We start from the raw sequence: 17605 nt of genomic DNA, 5'->3' as shown, positions 1-17605 counted from the left end.
GCATGGACCTGCATGCCGACGCGGCCCAAAGGCTGGCCGTCTACCGGGGGCTGCAATCCCGCAACCGCGTGGTGGCGATCCTGCGCCTCGCCATACCGGCTCTCGGCGTCGTCGCCCTCGCCGCCTTGCTGTTGCAGATCTACATATCGAGCCAGACCAGCCGCTTCGGCATCGGCCAGATCGTGGTTTCCGCTGAAAGCGTCATGGTGGAAGCGCCGGAATATTCTGGCCTGCTCGACAATGGCACCGCCTATCGCGTCTCGGCCACCGCCGCCCAGGCCGCGGTCGATGCCACCGACCGCATCGGGCTGACCGATGCCCATCTCACCATGAAGCGGCCCGATGGCGTCAGCATGGAGGTGCGGGCGCCTCGGGCCCTGCTCGACACCACCAATCAGTTGGTCGTCGTCGAGGACGTGGCCCATGTCGGCAATTCGCAGGGCACGACCGGAACCATCTATGACTCGGTTTTCGACTATGTGGCCCAGAAGCTGGTGGGGGAAGGCCCCGTGACTCTCGATCATGCCGATGGCACCCATATCGTGGCCGGGGGCGTGACCTATGATCCGGTGGGGCTGGTCTGGACATTCTCCCACGCCACCGTCACCCTGCCCGATACGCCCGGAGCCCGGTCCGCCCCATGATGTCATCCTTGCGCAAGTCCCCCCTGCCGCTGTTGCTCGTTTTGTTGCTATCCGCCCAGCCGGCCTGCGCGCAGCAGCAAGTGGAAATCACGGCCGACCTGTTCACGGTCGACGAGAATACGCAGGAAGCCGTGTTCACCGGCAATGTCGTGGTGGTTCATCCCACCGTGAAGGTCTGGGCCGACAAGGTGGTCGCCATCTATGGCGAGGCCGGGCCGAGCGACATCGAGAGCTTCATCGCCACCGGCTCGGTGCGCCTGCTGACCACCGAGCAGGATGCCACCGGGGACCGCGCCGTCTTTACCCCCGGCGACCAGTTGCTGCGGCTGACCGGCAATGTGCTGGTCACCAATTCCGGCGGCACGATCGGCGCGGGCGAACTGGTGGTGAACCTGGAAACCAACGTCTCGACCTTCACCAATAGCGGCGATGGCGGCCGCGTCACCGGGGTCTTTACCTCGCAATGACCTCGGGCAAGCCGCGCATCGACCAGACCGGCTGGCTGGTGGCCCATGGCTTGGCCAAGAGCTTCGGCAAGCGCGTCGTGGTGCGCGATGTCTCCATCGCCGTGCGCCGGGGGGAAGCTGTCGGCCTGCTCGGCCCCAATGGCGCCGGCAAGACCACGGTCTTCACCATGATCATGGGCCTGGTCAAGCCCGATGGCGGCTCCATCAGCCTCGATGGCCGCGACATTACCGGCCTGCCTCTGTTCCAGCGCGGCCAGCTCGGCATCGGCTACCTGCCCCAGGAGCCCTCGATCTTCCGTGGCCTCACGGTGCGCGGCAATATCCTGGCCGTACTCGAAAATCATGTGAAGGGCAGGGGCGAGCGCCAGGCCCGGCTCGATGCCCTGCTCGATGAATTCTCCATTGCCCACCTGGCCGATACCAATGCCCTGTCGCTGTCCGGCGGCGAGCGCCGCCGTGTCGAGATCGCCCGCGCGCTGGCCGCCGATCCGGCCTTCATGCTGCTCGACGAACCTTTTGCCGGCGTCGATCCCATCGCCGTCAGCGAGGTCAAGGGCCTGGTGCGCCAGCTCACCCGCCGGGGCATCGGCGTGCTGATCACCGACCATGCGGTGCGCGAAACGCTGGGCCTGGTCGATCGCGCCTATGTCATCCATGGCGGCAAGGTGATGATCCAGGGGCGCCCCGAAACCATCAGCGCCGATCCCGATGCGAGAAGGGTCTATCTGGGCGAGGGGTTCGAGCTTTAGAATCGTGCCACGCCCTCGTGGTTCGAGGCGTTGAAGAAGCGCACCTCACCATGAGGGCTACTTTTAGCCCGGCGTTCCAGTAGCCCTCATGGTGAGGTGCGAGCCCATCGCGAGCCTCGAACCACGAGGGCGTGGCACGACACGCCCCATAACCCCGTTCTCCAACTTGGCACGGAACTTGCCCTTCAGCTTGCCCGCCTCCCGTAAATCAGTCATGGTCCCCCCGGAAGCCGCAGAGGCGGCAGCGCTATCCGCCAAGGGTCCCGATTGAATGGCACTTTCGCCGCGTCTCGAATTCCGCCAGGCCCAGAGCCTGACGCTGACGCCGCAACTGATGCAGTCGATCCGGCTGCTGCAGCTCAGCCACCTCGAACTCAACGACTTCGTCGATGCCGAACTGCTGCGCAATCCCTTGCTCGAACGCGAGGACGGCGCCGAGCCGGGCGAGGTCGAGCCGGCCGAAATCCCCGAGCGCTCCACCGAAATCAGTGCCTATGAGGATACGGTGGATCGCGGCGAGCGCATCCAGGATGCCACCTCCATCGCCGATGGCTACGATACCGCGGTCGAAAACGTCTTTCCCGACCAGGGCGCGCAGGACCAGCTCAATCCGCAGAGCCGGCTCGACCGCAATGGCGCCGGCGAAGGCGGCGAAGCGCCCGATATCGACCAGTTTGTCGCCAGCCGGCCCCTGCTGAGCGAGCATCTGGAAGCGCAGGCCAACATGATTCTGCGCACCGCTACGGATCGCCTCATCGCCCGCCACCTGATCGACGGCCTTAACGAGGCCGGCTATCTCACCGCCGATCTCGATGCCCTGGCCACCCAGCTTGGAGCCGAACCGGCCGATATCGAGGCGGTGCTCGAGGCTTTGCAGGGCTGCGATCCCATCGGGGTCTTTGCACGCACCGTCCCGGAATGCCTGGCCATCCAGCTCCGCGACCGCGACCGCCTCGATCCGATGATGCAGGCTTTGCTCGACAATATCGGCCTGCTGGCCGAGCATGACATGGCCGGCCTGATGCGCGCCGTCGGCTGCGACCGCGAAGACCTGATGGACATGCTGGGCGAAATCCGCCAGCTCGATCCCAAGCCGGGCCTGGCCTTCGACAGCGGTCCGGTCGAATCGGTGGTGCCCGACGTCTTCGTGCGCCGCGGGCCCGATGGCGCCTGGCAGATCGAGCTCAATACCGAAACCCTGCCGCGCGTGCTGGTCAACCGCGTCTACTATGCCAGCGTGACCAAGAAGACCCGCGACCCGGCGGAAAAGTCGTTCCTGTCCGATTGCCTGGCCACCGCCAACTGGCTCACCAAGAGCCTCGACCAGCGGGCGCAGACCATTCTCAAGGTCGCCGCCGAGATCGTGCGCCAGCAGGATGGCTTCCTCACCCACGGCATCGCCCATCTCAAGCCGATGACGCTCAAGATGGTCGCCGAAACCATCGACATGCACGAATCGACGGTCAGCCGCGTCACCTCCAATAAATACATGGCGACGCCGCGCGGCCTCTACGAGATGAAATACTTCTTCACCACCGCCATCGCCTCCAGCGACGGCGGCAGCGAGCATTCGGCCGAGGCGGTGCGCCACCGCATCCGCCAGCTCATCGAGGCCGAGGCGCTGAGCGACATCCTCTCCGACGACACCATCGCCGACATGCTGAAAAAAGAGCAGGGCATCGACGTCGCCCGCCGCACCGTCGCCAAATACCGCGAGGGCATGAACATCCCCTCGTCCGTGATCCGACGGCGCCAGAAGAAAAACCTGGAAGCGGTGGGGTAGGCTGGAATACCTGCGGCTGCCCCCGCAAATCCACAGCACGTTCCCCATCCCGGATCGTCACCCTCGGGCTTGACCCGAGGGCTCTGTACTTGCTGCATTTTCCGTAAGTGCAACGCCCTCGGGTCAAGCCCGAGGGTGACGGCCGGTGAAGGGTGTGGGTAAGCGGCCCAAGCCGCAAAACGCGGCATATCGCGTCGGGCGCGGGGTCCATGGCACCAACAAATCACCCGCCCCTCAACCGCCCGCGAAGGCTAAGGCCATTGTGTGGCGATGTCCAAAGGATAAACGACCCGGTGGGGGGCATTGCGCATTGCATCTGCGGCGCGCGCAGGGCTAGCATCGTGGCTGCAGGCTACCCACATCCAAGTGGCAGGCTGCAGACGTGATCCCGAAAACCGGGAGCCGGCTTTCGGGATCCTTGCGTCGCATCAGAACGACAGAAGGAAGAGCAAGCCATGACCTTACGCGTTTCGGGAAAGAACATGGATGTCGGCGATGCCCTGCGCGGCAAGGCGCAGGACCATTTCGAGGCCGTGGTCGGCAAATATTTCGACGGCGGCTATGACGGACATCTGACCCTCACCCCCGATGGCATCGGTTTTCGGGCCGATTGCGTCGTCCACCTCGATTCCGGGGCGACGCTGCAGGCCAGCGCCCAGGGGGGCGATGCCACCAGCGCCTACGAGGTCATGGCGCTCAATATCGAAAAGCGCCTGCGCCGCTACAACAGGAAGCTCAAGCAGCGTCCGCGCGGCATGAATGGCGATGCCGATGGCGTGGTCGCGCAATATACCGTGTTCGGCGCTGCCGGCGATATCGACGAACTCGACGAGGATTACGCGCCCCCGGTGATTGCCGAAACCACCAGGAACCTGCGCCAGATGAGCGTCGAGGAGGCCGTCATGGAACTGGACCTGATCGGTAGCCAGGTTGTGATGTTCCGCCACGCTGGACATGGCGGGCTGAATGTGGTCTACCGCCGCTCCGACGGAAATATAGGCTGGATTGATCCAGCCCTCGGGACGAATTGATGGCTCCCGACGCCAACATTCAGCGTAGCTTATTCTAGGGCAGACTTGATGGAATTGGCCGATATCCTGGCTGAGCGCGCCGTGCTTTGTTGCATGGGCGTCACAACGAAACGCCAGTTATTTGAGGACCTTGCCGAGCGGGCAGCGGAGATCACCGGCCATGCGGCCGCCGAAATCCTCGAGTCGATCACCACGCGCGAAGAACTGGGCTCGACCGGGCTGGGCAATGGCATTGCCATTCCCCATGGCAAGATAGCCGGCCTCAAGGGCGTCACGGCCCTCGTGGCGCGGCTGGACCAGCCGATCGATTTCGATTCGGTCGATGACCAGCCGGTCGATATCGTGGTGATGCTGCTGGCGCCCACCGGCGCCGGCGCCGATCACCTGAAGGCCCTGTCGCGCGTGGCGCGGCTGCTGCGCACCGAAGCCGTGGTCGAGGATTTGCGCCGCGCCGAGGACCCGGTGCAGCTTCGCGCCATCTTCACGGCCCCGGTCGCGACGCACTACGCGGCTTGATCGCTGGCGCGGCCAGTGCCCGCCATCATCGTCATTGCCCGGCCAATCCATCTTCCGGGTTCAGAAAATGCATCACCCGGACAAGCCGGGTGATGCTGCAATCCAGCAATGTCGGTGGGGCCTGCCGCTCAGTGCAGCGTCGCCAGGCCCAGATTCTTGTCGCCGAGCCAGTCGGCCACGGCATCTTCGGTGTCGGTCACCAGCAAAGGCGTGCCATCGGCCGACATGAGCAATTGGTATTCCGTCGCCGCGTCGAATTCGGCGTCATGGATCATGGTCGACAGGATGGCCCCGCTGACCGGCCGCATATAGGCCACGGCATCGCCGCCCAGCGCAGCGAACTGGGCGCGCGTCAGGGATTTGAGCGGGTGGATCAGCTTTTCGGCTGCGGCCTCGTCATTGCGTTTTTCAAACATCTGTCGGCCCTTTCCTCATATTGAGCGAATGTCGATACGTCGGGCGATCTTGGGCGTCTGCGGACGCTCAACAGCAACAACGAGCATACCATGCCCTAAAGTTGCATCCTTCACGATCATGCCATCAGCCAGGATGAACGAACGCTGAAACTGCCTGGCGGCGATACCGCGATGCAGGAATTCCCGTTCGGGCTCGTCCTTCTGCCTGCCGCGGACCACGATCTGGTTGTCCTCGGCCAGCACTTCGAGCTCGCTGGCGCCAAAGCCGGCCACGGCAATGGAAATCAGGAACCTTTCGGTGCCGTCGGCATCTATCGTGCGCTCGATATTGTAGGGCGGGTAGCCGTCGGCGGACTTGGCCAGCCGGTCGATCCTCTCCTCGAAGCTGTCGAAGCCGAGGAGAAAGGGAGCGGAAAACACTGAAATACGCGACATCCACGCCGTCCTTGAGTATCAAGCAACGTATCGGTGCGGACCCGTCAAATCTTGGCATCGCGCACCTGAGCAGAGATATGGGACAAGCCGGTGTCCCGTTCAAGAGTGCCGCCATGGATCAGACCGTCGCCATCATCACCCCCGCCTGGAACGCCCAGGCCACCATCGTCACCACGGTCGCCAGCGCCCTGGCCCAGACCCATGCGGAATGGGAACTCTGGCTCATCGCCGATGACGGCTTCGACTATGAACGCTTCCTGGCCCAAGCCGGCATAGCCGATCCCCGCATCCGCTTCCTGTCCAGCGGCGGCAACGGCCGCGGCGCCTCCAATGCCCGCAACGTGGCGCTGGAACGGATCACCGCGCCCTATGCCGCCATTCTCGACGCCGACGACCGGCTGAAACCGCGCAAGCTGGAAAAGGCCGTAGCGGCGCTCGCCGAGCACGGCATTGTCTCGACCGCCCTCGATGTGATGACCGAGGATTTTGCCCATCTGCGCCATGTCGGTGACGGACCGGACCGCGTGCTCAGTGCCGGCACCCACAAATGGGTCAGCCTCTCCATGGATTCGATGATCGTCTGGGACCGCCGCCGCGCCGATGGCCGCTACGACCCCACCATGAGCAACATGACCGATCTCGAATTCCTGCTGCAGCTCTACCGCACCGCGCCGACATCCATGCATCTGGGCACGCCGCTGCACGACTATATCAAGCGCTCCAGCTCGATGAGCAACGGCAAGAATGTCGCCACCGGCATGATCGCCAGCAAGACCGAAATCCTGCGCCGCCTCGAAACCGGCCATTATGGCCTCCCCGCCGAGGAAGCCGAAGGCTGCGCCGCGTTCCTGCGCATCTCGCTCCAGGCCGAAGCCCGCTACGAGGCGGCGCTGGCGGCCCATCCCGGCCTGCTGTTCGAGGATCACCTGCAACCCATGCTCGCGGCGGCCGGCCGGGGCTTGCCATAGGCCTTCTTTCCCCCTATAGAGCCGACTTCTCCGGATCGCCCGGCCAAAAGGCATGCCGTGGCGGTTCTTGAATGCGATGGGCCCAAATCCATCCGATCTCTTATAAGGACCCGCAAAATGCCCAAGATGAAGACGAAGTCTGGCGCCAAAAAGCGCTTCAGCTTCACAGCGACCGGTCGTGTCAAGGCAGGCGTCGCCGGCAAGCGTCACCGCCTGATCAACCACAACGCCAAGTACATCCGCACCAACCGCGGCACCAAGATCCTCGCCAAGGGCGATGAAGGTCTGGTGAAGTGGTACATGCCGTACAACCGCTAACGCTGAAGGGAAGCTGACACATGTCACGCGTTAAAAGAGGCGTTACCAACCACGCCCGTCACAAGAAGGTCTTGAAGGCTGCGGAGGGCTATTATGGCCGCCGCAAGTCGACGATCCGTATCGCCAAGCAGGCCGTCGACAAGGCTGGCCAGTATGCCTACCGCGACCGTCGCATCAAGAAGCGCAATTTCCGCGCCCTCTGGATCCAGCGTATCAACGCCGCCGTGCGCGATTACGGGCTGACCTATGGCCGATTTATCGACGGCCTCAGCAAGGCTGAGGTTGCCGTCGACCGCAAGGTGCTGAGCGATCTCGCGATCACCCAGCCCGAGGCGTTCGGCGTGCTGGTCGCCAAGGCCAAGGCAGCACTCGCGTATCTCGAAAGCGTCGACAAGACGACCCACGAGCGCGTCACCGCCTAACTCCCCAGCTTCGCTGAGGCCCGAATTGACGCCTTGCGCCGACCCGAAAGGGCTGGCGCAGGGCGTTTTGTTTTGGGCGCGCTGAACGTCGGCTCCCCTCCCCCTTGAGGGGAGAGGCGGGGGTGGGGGGCCATCGGTGGATCACCCAACGACCCCCTCCCTCGATCCCTCCCCTCAAGGGGGAGGGAAGGCCGACTTCAAGATCGGGCCACAAGACACGATTTTTGGCCTGACTCTGCCCGCCCAAAATGCTCTAACCGCCCGCAATATTGCCCCACGAGACCGCCATGTCCCTCGAGAACCAGATCGCCACCCTCCGCGCCGACCTTTCGGCCGCCATTGCCGCCGCCGGAGACGAAGCCGCGCTCGACGCCGTGCGCGTTTCGGCCCTCGGCAAGAAGGGCAGCGTTTCCGCCCTCCTCGCCTCGCTCGGCTCCATGGCGCCCGAAGAGCGCAAGAGCGCCGGTCCCGCCATTAACGGGCTCAAGGCCGAGATTGCCGGCCTGATCGAGGACAAGAGCGGCGCCCTCAAATCCGCCGCGCTCGACGCTCGCCTCAAGGCCGAAACCGTCGATATCACCCTGCCTTTGCGGCCCGCGCCCACTGCCAGGGGCCGCATCCACCCGGTCAGCCAGACCATCGACGAAATCACCGCCATTTTCTCCGATATGGGTTTCTCCATCGCCGAAGGCCCCGATATCGAGACCGACTATTTCAATTTTACCGCGCTGAACTTCCCCGAAGGCCACCCGGCCCGCGAGATGCACGACACTTTCTTCATGAAGATGGGCGCCGATGGCGTGAAAAAGGTGCTGCGCACCCACACCTCGCCGGTGCAGATGCGCGTCATGCAGAAGACCAACGAGAAGCCGGCGGCGAGCTACATCACCCCCGCCATGGACCCGCCCATCCGCGTGGTCATGCCCGGCCGCACCTATCGCAATGACAGCGACCAGACCCATACCCCGATGTTCCACCAGGTCGAAGGCCTCGTCATCGACAAGTCCAGCCATATCGGCCAGCTCCGCTGGGTGCTCGAGGAATTCCTCAAGGCCTATTTCGAAATCCCCAACGTCACCCTGCGCTTCCGCCCCAGCTTCTTCCCCTTCACCGAGCCGAGCATGGAAGTCGATGTGCAATGCGACCGCTCCGGCTCGGAAGTGAAGATCGGCGAGGGCAGCGACTGGCTCGAAATTTTGGGCTGCGGCATGGTCCATCCCAATGTGATCCGCAATGCCGGCCTCGACCCCGATATCTACCAGGGTTTCGCCTGGGGCATGGGGATCGACCGCATCGCCATGCTGAAATACGGCATGCCGGATTTGCGCGCCTTCTTCGATGGTGACCAGCGCTGGCTTGACCACTATGGGTTCAGGCCGCTGGATTTGCCGACGCTGTTTGGGGGGCTGAGCAGCTAAAGTGACTGACCAGGGCACCAGACCAGAGCCGATCAGGTTCAGCTTCGGCGACGCGCCGGAGCTGGCCGACAGCCTGCTCGCGCTGGTGCTTGCCGGCAGGAAGACCGCCACCTGCGGTGCGCTACGCGACTATGGCGCGGCTGGCGAGCCCATGCCCGTGGCCGGAAGGCGAGACATCGTGCTCAACGGGGCGGGCGAAGAAGCGGCGGTTATCGAGACGCTCTCCGTCGAGACGCGGCGCTTCGATGCCATCACCCCCGATTTCACCGACCGCGAAGGCGAGGGCGACTACGCCGCCTGGCGCGCCGGCCACGAGGCCTATTTCGCCCGCAATGGCGGCTTCTCGCCAGACATGGACATTGTCTGCGAGACTTTCCGTCTGGTGACCGTGCTGCCCGCCGGGCGTCCGGTCTACAATCAGGTCGCCACGCCCATCTTCATCGTCACCGACATCGAATCCGACGGCCCGACGCCGCTGCACAATTCCATGCTGAGCTTTGCCTCGGTCGCCATAGAGGCCGACGGCACGCGCCATGGCACATTCGAGGCCCAACTCCTCCAACGCCCGGACCGCACCACCAATGAGCAGACCATGGAATGGTGGGCCACCCAGCCCGAGGCCTGGGCCGCGACCACGGCCAATGCCGAAGACCCGGCCGAGGTCATGCCGCGCTATGCCGACTGGGTGGAAAACCTGCCCGGCCCAAAAGTCTTCGTCGCCGCGCCGATGATCTTCGACGGGCTGTGGATGGACCACTATCTCGATGAGTATGCAGGTACGCGGGCGCTTTCCGGCCCGTTCAAGGACCGCCAGATTTTCCGCGGCGGCGGCATCTGCCTCTATACCATGGCCGGCACATTGCGCGGCGCGCCCTATCTGGATTGGGGCATGAGCAAGCTGCCGGCCGAGTTTTACGGCCACATCGCCCATACCCACAAGGCTATCGACGATGCCAATGGCTTCGCCAATGTCCTCGTCGAACTGTTCAAGATTTCCCATGCCCTGCCGCCCATTTCGGGCAGCAAGTCCGATTTCCGCTAAGGTGCCAAAACCATGAAATTCACCCTCGACTGGCTCAAGGAGCACCTTGATACCGATGCGTCCGCCACCGAAATCGGCGAGACGCTGACCAAGGTCGGCCTCGAACTCGAAGGCATGGAAGACCAGGGCAAGGCGCTCTCCGCCTTCGTCACCGCCCATATCGTCTCGGCCGAGCAACATCCCAATGCCGACAAGCTGCGCGTGTGCAAGGTCGATGCCGGCACCGGCGAATTGATCGACGTGGTCTGCGGCGCCCCCAATGCCCGCACCGGCCTCAAGTCGGTCTTCGCCTTCCCTGGCACCTATATTCCGGGCAAGGACATGACTATCGGCAAGGGCAATATCCGGGGCCAGGTCAGCAATGGCATGCTCTGCTCCAATGCCGAGTTGGAACTGAGCAACGATCATGACGGCATCATCGAACTGCCCGAGGATGCACCCGTCGGCGTGAAATACACCGACTATGCCGGCATCAATGGCGTGGTCTTCGATATCTCGATCACCCCCAATCGCGGCGACGCCACCGGAGTCTACGGCATTGCGCGCGATCTGGCCGCCTTCGGCCTCGGCACGCTCAAAGCCACCGACATGTCGCCGGTTCCTTCGAAGGGCGAGAGCCCCATTGCGCCCTTGCCGCAGCTTTTTGGGGCCGATGAGCCCAGGACCAGCCGAAAATTCGGTGGCCGCTATATTGCGAATGTGAAGAACGGCCCGTCCCCCGCCTGGCTGCAGCAGCGCCTGCGCGCCGTGGGCCTGCGTCCGGTCAATGCCATTGTCGATATCACCAATTGGGTGTCGCTCGGCTGGGGCCGCCCGCTCCACGCCTATGATGCCGACAAGATTGTGGGCCAGCCGGTTTTGCGCAATGCCCGCCCCGGCGAGACCATCGACGCGCTCGACAACAAGATTTACTCGCTCGACGAGACCATGACCGTCATCGCCGATGATCTCGGGCCGCTCTGCCTCGGCGGCATCATGGGCGGTATCCGCTCGAGCACCACCGACGAGACCGTCAATGTCTTCATGGAATGTGCCAGCTGGGACCCCGAACTGGTCGCCCGCACCGGCCGCAAGACCGGCATCGTCTCCGATGCCCGCTATCGCCTCGAACGCCAAGTCGATCCTGCCTTGACCGAGCCGGGCCTGGAACTGGCCACCCGCCTCGTCATGGACCTCTGCGGCGGCGAGCCGATGGAGCCGGCGATATCGGGTGAAGACGTGTTCCCCAATACCGGTGTGGAATTCCCGCTTGCCGAAGTGCGCCGCCTCACTGGCCTCACGGTCGAGCCGATGATCATCAATGCCATCCTGACCCGCCTCGGTTTCGAGATTTCGGGCAAGGGCGATGTGCTTTCGGTCAAGGTGCCCTCGTGGCGCCCCGACGTGACGCAGAAGGCTGACCTGGTCGAAGAGGTCATGCGCATGGTCGGCGTCGATAATGTCCCGGTCGAGCCGCTGGCCCGCCTCAGCCATGTCGCCCCGCGCATGCTGACCAATATCCAGAACCGCCGCCGCATCGCCCGCCGGGCCCTGGCCGCGCGCGGCCTTGATGAAGCCGTCACCTGGAGCTTCATCAGCCATGACGAAGCCACCCGCTTCGGCGGCGGCAGCGAAGGCCTGCAACTGGCCAATGCCATCGCTTCCGACATGACCGACATGCGCCCGTCGCTGCTGCCGGGCCTGCTCGCGGCTGCCCGCCGCAATGCCAATCGCGGCCTTGCCGATCTGGCCATTTTCGAAGTCGGCCAGGTCTTCCTCAGCGATGCGCCCGAAGGCCAGCACACTTATGCCACCGGCATCCGCACCGGCACGGCAAGGCTGACCGGTGCTGGCCGCCACTGGTCCGGCAAGCCCGAAGCCGTGGGCGTCTTCGATGCCAAGGCCGATCTCGGCGCCGTGCTCGATGCGCTGGGCTATGACATCGACAAGGTCCAGCTCTTCGCCGAACCCGCGCCGTGGAGCCATCCCGGCCGCGGCGGCCGCGTCGCCCAGGGCCCCAAGACCCTCGGCTGGTTCGGTGAACTGCATCCCGCCTGGGCCACCCAGCTCGATATCGACTTCCCCGTCGTCGCCTTCGAGCTCGATCTCGATGCGCTGCCCGAGCCGCGGAAAAAAGCCACCCGCACCAAGCCGGCGCTCGATCTGTCGGCGCTGATGCCGCTCACCCGCGACTTCGCCTTCGTCGTCGACCGGGCGGTCACGGCGGCCGCCATTCTCCGCGCCGCCCGCGGCGCCGACAAGGCGCTGATCAAGGACGTGACGGTGTTCGACGTCTTCGAAGGCAGCCATGTCGGCGAGGGCAAGAAGTCGGTCGCCATCGAAGTGACCATCCAGCCCTCGGACAAGACACTCACCGAGGAAGATATCGACAGGATTTCCGCAGGCATTGTCGCCGCCGTCACCAAGACATCCGGCGGCACGCTGCGGGCGTAGATGCCCGCGAAAACTGGCGGGCACAATGCTTCAGGGCTTGGAGCGACCCGAAGGGTCAAATCGCTCCAGTGGAGCGATTTGAGTGAACAAGGCCATGAGGGCTGTGCCCGAATGGCTGGATCAAGGGTGGGGAGTGTTTCCCCCCGATATCGGCGCCCCAAAGCGCCACCCCTACAAACCGCCTCAAATTGTGTCCCGGCCGTTAATAGCCTCTCCTCCCCTCCTGCTCATTGTAGCGGCGGGGAGGGGCGTGGAGTGCCGCCATGACCTCGCTGCCTGACCGCCGCTACGAAACTGCTCGCGATCATCTGCTGCAGGCCCTGGCCATCATGCCGGTCGAGGGCGGCGAAGTCATACGCCTGCTGGTGGAAGAAGCCGCCCGGCGCTGCGACGCCAAGGCCTATAGGGACGTTCCCGACCTGCTGCCGCTACCGCCCGATCCCCATATCGCGCCCGACTGAGCGGGGCACTATGCCACCGCCTGCATCGGGGGAGCCTGCTCCGGAGCCTGGTCCGCCGCGACACGACGAAAGATCGCGTCCGTGGCCACGTCATTATTGCCCAGCCGGGTCTCGATTTCCCGCTGTGCCCAGGCATGGGCCGCCTCGAACACCTCCATATGTCGGTCGAAGTTCATCACATTGGCGCCGGCAAAGGCCGGCGGGGTCAGCACCAGGTCCTGTGGCGTCACCGGCAAGTCGTAGCGCTGATGCGCCAGCATGGTGCGGAACAATATGCTCAGCAGGCGCGGCGCCCGCGGCAGCCGCCGGCGCGGATTGAGCAGCGCTGCCAGCAGCTTGCCGCGACCGGGCAGGTTCGCATAGGACACATTGAAACGCTGGCCGCCATTGCGTCCGAAATGCACCACCAGGTTGGGGCCGGCCTTGATCTGCTGCATGGGCCCGAGTGGCGCGTCATCCATGACGCCGCCATCGACCAGCATTTTGCCGTCCGCCGTATAGAAAGGCGGCAGCACGCAGGGAATGGCGCTCGATGCGCGCACCGCCTGCCACAGCAGGCCCGAGCGGATCACCTCCATGCGATTGTCCGACAGGTTGGTGGCGATGGCGAAAAACGGCTTCCAGCAATCCTCCACCCGCGTTTCGGGCCCATAGACGCGCGCCAGCGCGTCATCGAACGCCTTGTGGTCCAGCAAGGCATAGCGCGGCCAGGTCAGCCGCTTGAAGCTGCGGCTCTTGACGAAGATGTCCTCGGTGCCGGCTGTCAGCGTGTCGTGTTCCCCCAGGAATGCGAAGCCGGCCAGCATGGCCGCCCCGACGCTGGTGCCCATGAAGGCATCGAATGTCGCGCCCTGCTCGCGAAAGGCGCGATAGACGCCCACATGCGCCGGACCGAAGCCGCCGCCTCCGCCAGCGACGAAGCCCACCGCCTTTCCGGTCAAGAACCGGATCAGCGCATCCACATCGGCATTGTCCTGCAGCGAGACATGGTGGTGCAGGAAAACCGGCGTCCGCGCCAGCCAGGCGGCCGTGCCCTCGACAATGCCGGCGCGGCGCCGATGCAGGCGGACCAGCCGGCAAGCCGATTGCGGATGCAGCTTCTCCACCAGCCTTTCGACGGAAGACAACTCCGCCTTGGGCGCGTCGCCACTGGTGACCATGACCACTTCGTCGGCCTGTCGGAGGCAAAATTCGGTCCAGTCGCTCAGCCCGTCATCGCCGAAATAAAACACCGGCGCGTCCTCCTGCTCGATGCGGTCGAGCCATTCGGTGACGGCCGGATCGCCCAGGCTTCGTCCGCCGAACCGGTCGGCGATCACGGCCCGGTCGAGCGTCACAAGGCCCTCGCGCCTCAGGCGAAGGCGCAGTCGCTCGAAAAAGGCCGGCGGCACCGGCTCGTGCCCACCCCTGACAAAGGCGATGGCGCGCCGCTGCCCACCCGGCCGGCGCTCGCGGCGCCCATCCTTGCGATGCAGCTTCGCGGCCACGAGCCCAAGAAAGGCGGCGGCCAGCCCCGGATCGGCCTCCAGCGCATGTGCATAGGCCAGGTGGGAGATTTCCAGCACCTCGCAATCGCGCAGGGCCGTGACCGTCTCGCTCTGGTCGCCGTGGCAGAAAAAGGCGAGTTCCCCCACCGCTTGCCCGGTCCCGACTTCGCGATAGACCGTCAGCTCGCCATTGCCCGACGCGGCCAATACCCCGCGCAGCACGATGAAGAAGACATGGCTCGGCTCTCCCGCCCGCAGCAGCACATCGCCCCGCCTCGGCATGCGCCTATGCGCATGCGCCATGAGCAATTCCCTCTGGGCTGCAGTCAGTGTCTGCAGCAGGCCCGTGCCGTCCATATTCTGTCCCCTTGCGCTCGTGCCGAACCGGCATCGCCGGCCCGTGGCGGGCGGACCCTATGCGCGCGGAGGTCGCCGGAAGAATACTATGAACATGGTATGGCGGGCAAAATGCCCCTCCGCCGCGCCTGCTTCGGCGGCGTCCCTTCTCGCTGACGAGGTCGTGCCGGCGTCGAGGCCGCGCACAAGACCCTCCCCTCCATCGTCATCACCCGGCTCGTCCGGGTGATCCATCCCTCAGCACATGCGGAGCCATGGGCAATGGCAGAGGTGGCGCAAGTGCTCTTGCCTGGCGTATGCGGGTCACCAGGTTCGCAGCATTGCTGCGGTTTGCAGCACCGCGAAAATGCGATCATCGTCGGATTGCGACACGTTGAATCGAAGTTGGCTGGATGCGCTCTGGGCCAGGCTGAAGGCGTTTCCCGGTGCCAGGACGACATTGTGGGCGAGGGCCGTCCGCGACACATCGGCGGCATCGAGGCCATCGGGGAGCTTGCACCACAGGAACATGCCGGCCTGGGGTTCGATCCAGGGTTCGATGCCCAAAGCGCGCAATTTGCGACCGACGTCGTGTCGGGCCCTGGCCAATTTTCTGCGCAGGCCTTCGAGATGCTTGCGATAGCTGCTGTCGCTCAACACGTTCAGCGCCAGTTCGGCATTGAGCCGGCCCCCACCAAAACTCGTCGCAATCTTGAGATCGGTGAGGCCCTCGATCCAATCGGGTTTGGCAGCGACGAAGCCACAACGTGAGGCTGCGGACAGCGTTTTGGAAAAGCTGCCGATCTGGATGACCCGATCGAGACCGTCAAAAGCGGCCAGGCGAGGAGCCGGGCTGTCCTCGAAGTCGGCGAAGATGTCGTCCTCGACGATGGTCAATCCATGCTGATCGGCCAGTTTGAGCACACGATGCGCCACCACCGGCGACAGCGTCGCACCGGTGGGGTTGTGAATGCCGGAATTCGTGATGTAGAGGCGCGGCTTGTGCTCGGCCAACACGGCTGCCAGCGCCGTTGTGTCCGGCCCGTGGGGCGTATAGGGCACGCTGATGAGACGAGCACGATGGGCGCGCAGCAGTGCCTGGAAATTGAAATAGCAGGGATCGTCAAGCAGCACCGTATCGCCCGGCTCGAGCAGGAAGCGGCAGAGCAGGTCGATGGCCTGGGTGCCGCTTTCGGTCAGCATGATCTGGTCTGGGGCAGCCTCGACGCCACGCTCAGCAAGGCGGCGCGCGATCAGCTGGCGCAGTGCCGGCAGGCCGAGCGGCGTGCCATACTCCGACAGCGAAAAGCTGTCGGCGCGCGACAGGGTTCGCAGCGATCGGCGGATAGCGTCCTCCGGCAGCCACGACGGCGGCAACCAGCCGCAGCCCGGCTTCAGCGCACTGTCATTGGCTTCCAGCGACTGCCGGGACACCCAGAAGGGATCGACCGCCCGATCGAGCTTTGGTCCGACCTCGGACAGAGCCAGCGGCGCCGTATGCGCGGCGACGTAGAAGCCGGAGCCAGGCCGGGACTGGATCACGCCTTCGGCCGCCAGCCGCGCATAGGCCTCGACCACAGTCGACACCGAAACCGCGAGGGTTTTGGCGAGGCTGCGCACCGAAGGGAGCCTGGCCCCGACGGTCAGGCTGCGGCCTGCGATGCGCTGCTGGATCGTCGCCATGACCATGGCAATGCGCGACACATCCATCCGTACTGCTCCATATACCATAACAGTTTGGCACAATCGTACCGGACTGTAGCTGGGCGCGGCAACCGACTTCGCGCATATCCAGTGGGCAATGGAGTGTGAAATGGACCGATCGACGAGCGGCTGGATCAATGGATTGATCGGGGTCATCATCTTTAGCGGCTCGCTGCCGGCCACGCGGGTCGCCGTCCAGGCATTCGATCCCGTCTTCCTCACCGTTGTCCGCGCCGCCATTGCCGGCATATTGGGTCTTGGTTTGCTGCTGATCTTCCGGGAACGTCGCCCGGGTCGGCAGGATCTGCTGTCGCTGGTTATCGTGGCGCTCGGTGTGGTGCTCGGTTTCCCGCTGCTGACCGCCCTGGCGCTGCAGCACATCACTTCGGCCCATTCGATCGTCTTCATTGGCCTGCTGCCCCTGTCGACAGCCATTTTTGGCGTGGTGCGGGGCGGTGAGCGGCCAAAGCCGGCCTTCTGGATTTTTTCCATCCTCGGCAGCCTGCTGGTGGCAGGCTTTGCCATGTCCCAGGGTTTGGCCGCGTCGCCGCTGGGCGATACGCTGATGCTGGCTGCCATCGTGGTCTGCGGGCTGGGCTATGCCGAAGGCGCAAAATTGTCCCGAACGCTCGGCGGCTGGCAGGTGATCTCCTGGGCGCTGGTGCTGTCCCTGCCGGTCATGGGGCTTCTCACGGTTCTCTATTGGCCGCCAACCCTTTCTGGCATTGCGGCGCCAGCATGGCTGAGCCTCGCCTATGTCTCGCTGTTCAGCATGCTGATCGGCTTCGTGTTCTGGTACCGCGGCCTGGCGCAGGGCGGCATTGCCGCTGTTGGCCAATTGCAATTGCTGCAGCCGTTTTTCGGCCTGGCTTTGGCCTGGGGCCTGCTGCACGAACCGGTGACGCCAGCCATGCTGCTGGTGACGATCGCGGTGATCGTCTGCGTCGCCGGCGCACGAAAATTCGGCAAATAGGG

General features: G+C 64.5%; 17 protein-coding genes and 1 pseudogene. 14 read left to right on the top strand and 4 right to left on the bottom strand.

Annotated features, from left to right (window positions below; genetic code table 11):
- The first annotated feature begins 2 nt into the window (after positions 1 to 2).
- From ASD80_RS06810 to ASD80_RS06780, 6 genes and pseudogenes are all read left to right on the top strand, one after another.
- Positions 3 to 644 (top strand): hypothetical protein, encoded by a 642-nt coding sequence (locus ASD80_RS06810; protein ID WP_056230674.1) that lies wholly within the window; start codon positions 3 to 5, stop codon positions 642 to 644.
- A complete protein-coding gene (locus ASD80_RS06805) occupies positions 641 to 1111 on the top strand; it encodes an LptA/OstA family protein (protein WP_082555117.1) in 471 nt (156 codons plus the stop codon). Before ASD80_RS06810 ends, ASD80_RS06805 begins: the two co-directional genes overlap by 4 nt.
- Positions 1078 to 1860, top strand: a pseudogene (lptB, locus tag ASD80_RS06800) (LPS export ABC transporter ATP-binding protein); the annotation flags it as partial. The gene ASD80_RS06805 and the pseudogene lptB, both read left to right, overlap by 34 nt.
- A 271-nt stretch (positions 1861 to 2131) precedes the next feature.
- Positions 2132 to 3643 (top strand): RNA polymerase factor sigma-54, encoded by a 1512-nt coding sequence (gene rpoN, locus ASD80_RS06790; protein ID WP_056230666.1) that lies wholly within the window; start codon positions 2132 to 2134, stop codon positions 3641 to 3643.
- 455 nt (positions 3644 to 4098) lie between these two features.
- A complete protein-coding gene (locus ASD80_RS06785) occupies positions 4099 to 4674 on the top strand; it encodes an HPF/RaiA family ribosome-associated protein (RefSeq protein ID WP_056230664.1) in 576 nt (191 codons plus the stop codon).
- 48 nt (positions 4675 to 4722) lie between these two features.
- A complete protein-coding gene (locus ASD80_RS06780) occupies positions 4723 to 5190 on the top strand; it encodes a PTS sugar transporter subunit IIA (protein ID WP_056230662.1) in 468 nt (155 codons plus the stop codon).
- Between the two features lie 128 nt (positions 5191 to 5318).
- Here ASD80_RS06780 and ASD80_RS06775 read toward each other — a convergent pair whose 3' ends face one another.
- Together ASD80_RS06775 and ASD80_RS06770 are read right to left on the bottom strand one after the other, a co-directional pair.
- The gene (locus ASD80_RS06775; protein ID WP_056230660.1) at positions 5319 to 5606 is read right to left on the bottom strand and encodes a DUF1150 family protein; all 288 of its coding nucleotides are present in this window, start codon (positions 5604 to 5606) and stop codon (positions 5319 to 5321) included.
- 15 nt (positions 5607 to 5621) lie between these two features.
- The gene (locus ASD80_RS06770) at positions 5622 to 6041 is read right to left on the bottom strand and encodes an Hsp20 family protein (RefSeq protein ID WP_056230658.1); all 420 of its coding nucleotides are present in this window, start codon (positions 6039 to 6041) and stop codon (positions 5622 to 5624) included.
- A 113-nt stretch (positions 6042 to 6154) separates the two neighbouring features.
- On the opposite strand from ASD80_RS06770, the gene ASD80_RS06765 reads away from it, so the two are divergent.
- The 7 genes from ASD80_RS06765 to ASD80_RS06735 all read left to right on the top strand — a co-directional run bounded on the left by ASD80_RS06765 (position 6155) and on the right by ASD80_RS06735 (position 13103).
- Positions 6155 to 7009, top strand: a complete 855-nt coding sequence (locus ASD80_RS06765; RefSeq protein ID WP_056230656.1) for a glycosyltransferase family 2 protein — start codon at positions 6155 to 6157, stop codon at positions 7007 to 7009.
- Positions 7010 to 7126: 117 nt separating this feature from the next.
- Positions 7127 to 7327 carry a 50S ribosomal protein L35 gene (gene rpmI, locus ASD80_RS06760; RefSeq protein WP_056230654.1) on the top strand — a complete coding sequence of 67 codons (201 nt, stop codon included), beginning with the start codon at positions 7127 to 7129 and terminating at the stop codon, positions 7325 to 7327.
- 20 nt (positions 7328 to 7347) lie between these two features.
- Positions 7348 to 7749 carry a 50S ribosomal protein L20 gene (gene rplT / locus ASD80_RS06755; protein WP_056230652.1) on the top strand — a complete coding sequence of 134 codons (402 nt, stop codon included), beginning with the start codon at positions 7348 to 7350 and terminating at the stop codon, positions 7747 to 7749.
- A gap of 287 nt (positions 7750 to 8036) precedes the next feature.
- Positions 8037 to 9167: a phenylalanine--tRNA ligase subunit alpha gene (pheS, locus tag ASD80_RS06750; protein ID WP_056231317.1), complete on the top strand. Its 1131-nt coding sequence runs from the start codon at positions 8037 to 8039 to the stop codon at positions 9165 to 9167.
- Position 9168: 1 nt separating this feature from the next.
- On the top strand, positions 9169 to 10209 hold the full coding sequence (locus ASD80_RS19240; protein ID WP_082555115.1) for an ASCH domain-containing protein: 1041 nt from the start codon (positions 9169 to 9171) through the stop codon (positions 10207 to 10209).
- A gap of 12 nt (positions 10210 to 10221) precedes the next feature.
- Positions 10222 to 12642, top strand: a complete 2421-nt coding sequence (gene pheT, locus ASD80_RS06740; RefSeq protein WP_056230650.1) for a phenylalanine--tRNA ligase subunit beta — start codon at positions 10222 to 10224, stop codon at positions 12640 to 12642.
- Positions 12643 to 12905: 263 nt separating this feature from the next.
- Positions 12906 to 13103, top strand: coding sequence for a hypothetical protein (locus tag ASD80_RS06735; protein WP_056230648.1), 198 nt, complete (start codon positions 12906 to 12908; stop codon positions 13101 to 13103).
- An 8-nt stretch (positions 13104 to 13111) separates the two neighbouring features.
- Here the strand turns inward: ASD80_RS06735 and ASD80_RS06730 are convergent, their stop codons facing one another.
- Both ASD80_RS06730 and ASD80_RS06725 read right to left on the bottom strand, forming a co-directional pair.
- Complete coding sequence (locus ASD80_RS06730; RefSeq protein WP_056230646.1) at positions 13112 to 14947, bottom strand: cyclic nucleotide-binding and patatin-like phospholipase domain-containing protein; 1836 nt, start codon at positions 14945 to 14947, stop codon at positions 13112 to 13114.
- 303 nt (positions 14948 to 15250) lie between these two features.
- Positions 15251 to 16657, bottom strand: coding sequence for a PLP-dependent aminotransferase family protein (locus ASD80_RS06725; RefSeq protein WP_056230645.1), 1407 nt, complete (start codon positions 16655 to 16657; stop codon positions 15251 to 15253).
- An 82-nt stretch (positions 16658 to 16739) separates the two neighbouring features.
- On the opposite strand from ASD80_RS06725, the gene ASD80_RS06720 reads away from it, so the two are divergent.
- Positions 16740 to 17603 carry a DMT family transporter gene (locus tag ASD80_RS06720; RefSeq protein WP_056230643.1) on the top strand — a complete coding sequence of 288 codons (864 nt, stop codon included), beginning with the start codon at positions 16740 to 16742 and terminating at the stop codon, positions 17601 to 17603.
- The last annotated feature ends 2 nt before the right edge of the window (positions 17604 to 17605 follow it).

The sequence above is a fragment of the Devosia sp. Root635 genome (assembly GCF_001427605.1).
In the GTDB taxonomy this organism is placed as follows: Bacteria; Pseudomonadota; Alphaproteobacteria; order Rhizobiales; family Devosiaceae; genus Devosia.
The sequence above is the reverse complement of the archived record's forward strand: the minus strand, read 5'-3'. Positions and strand labels throughout refer to the sequence as shown.

What these genes read in the sequence shown, in the direction of transcription:
- ASD80_RS06735 (WP_056230648.1), top strand. Translation starts at nt 12,906, where the DNA reads ATGACCTCGCTGCCTGACCGCCGCTACGAAACTGCTCGCGATCATCTG.
- pheT (WP_056230650.1), top strand. Translation starts at nt 10,222, where the DNA reads ATGAAATTCACCCTCGACTGGCTCAAGGAGCACCTTGATACCGATGCG.
- ASD80_RS06765 (WP_056230656.1), top strand. Translation starts at nt 6,155, where the DNA reads ATGGATCAGACCGTCGCCATCATCACCCCCGCCTGGAACGCCCAGGCC.
- ASD80_RS06785 (WP_056230664.1), top strand. Translation starts at nt 4,099, where the DNA reads ATGACCTTACGCGTTTCGGGAAAGAACATGGATGTCGGCGATGCCCTG.
- rpoN (WP_056230666.1), top strand. Translation starts at nt 2,132, where the DNA reads ATGGCACTTTCGCCGCGTCTCGAATTCCGCCAGGCCCAGAGCCTGACG.
- rplT (WP_056230652.1), top strand. Translation starts at nt 7,348, where the DNA reads ATGTCACGCGTTAAAAGAGGCGTTACCAACCACGCCCGTCACAAGAAG.
- ASD80_RS06775 (WP_056230660.1), bottom strand. Translation starts at nt 5,606, where the DNA reads ATGTTTGAAAAACGCAATGACGAGGCCGCAGCCGAAAAGCTGATCCAC.
- pheS (WP_056231317.1), top strand. Translation starts at nt 8,037, where the DNA reads ATGTCCCTCGAGAACCAGATCGCCACCCTCCGCGCCGACCTTTCGGCC.
- rpmI (WP_056230654.1), top strand. Translation starts at nt 7,127, where the DNA reads ATGCCCAAGATGAAGACGAAGTCTGGCGCCAAAAAGCGCTTCAGCTTC.
- ASD80_RS06725 (WP_056230645.1), bottom strand. Translation starts at nt 16,657, where the DNA reads ATGGTATATGGAGCAGTACGGATGGATGTGTCGCGCATTGCCATGGTC.
- ASD80_RS06805 (WP_082555117.1), top strand. Translation starts at nt 641, where the DNA reads ATGATGTCATCCTTGCGCAAGTCCCCCCTGCCGCTGTTGCTCGTTTTG.
- ASD80_RS06810 (WP_056230674.1), top strand. Translation starts at nt 3, where the DNA reads ATGGACCTGCATGCCGACGCGGCCCAAAGGCTGGCCGTCTACCGGGGG.
- ASD80_RS06770 (WP_056230658.1), bottom strand. Translation starts at nt 6,041, where the DNA reads ATGTCGCGTATTTCAGTGTTTTCCGCTCCCTTTCTCCTCGGCTTCGAC.
- ASD80_RS06780 (WP_056230662.1), top strand. Translation starts at nt 4,723, where the DNA reads ATGGAATTGGCCGATATCCTGGCTGAGCGCGCCGTGCTTTGTTGCATG.
- ASD80_RS06720 (WP_056230643.1), top strand. Translation starts at nt 16,740, where the DNA reads ATGGACCGATCGACGAGCGGCTGGATCAATGGATTGATCGGGGTCATC.
- ASD80_RS06730 (WP_056230646.1), bottom strand. Translation starts at nt 14,947, where the DNA reads ATGGACGGCACGGGCCTGCTGCAGACACTGACTGCAGCCCAGAGGGAA.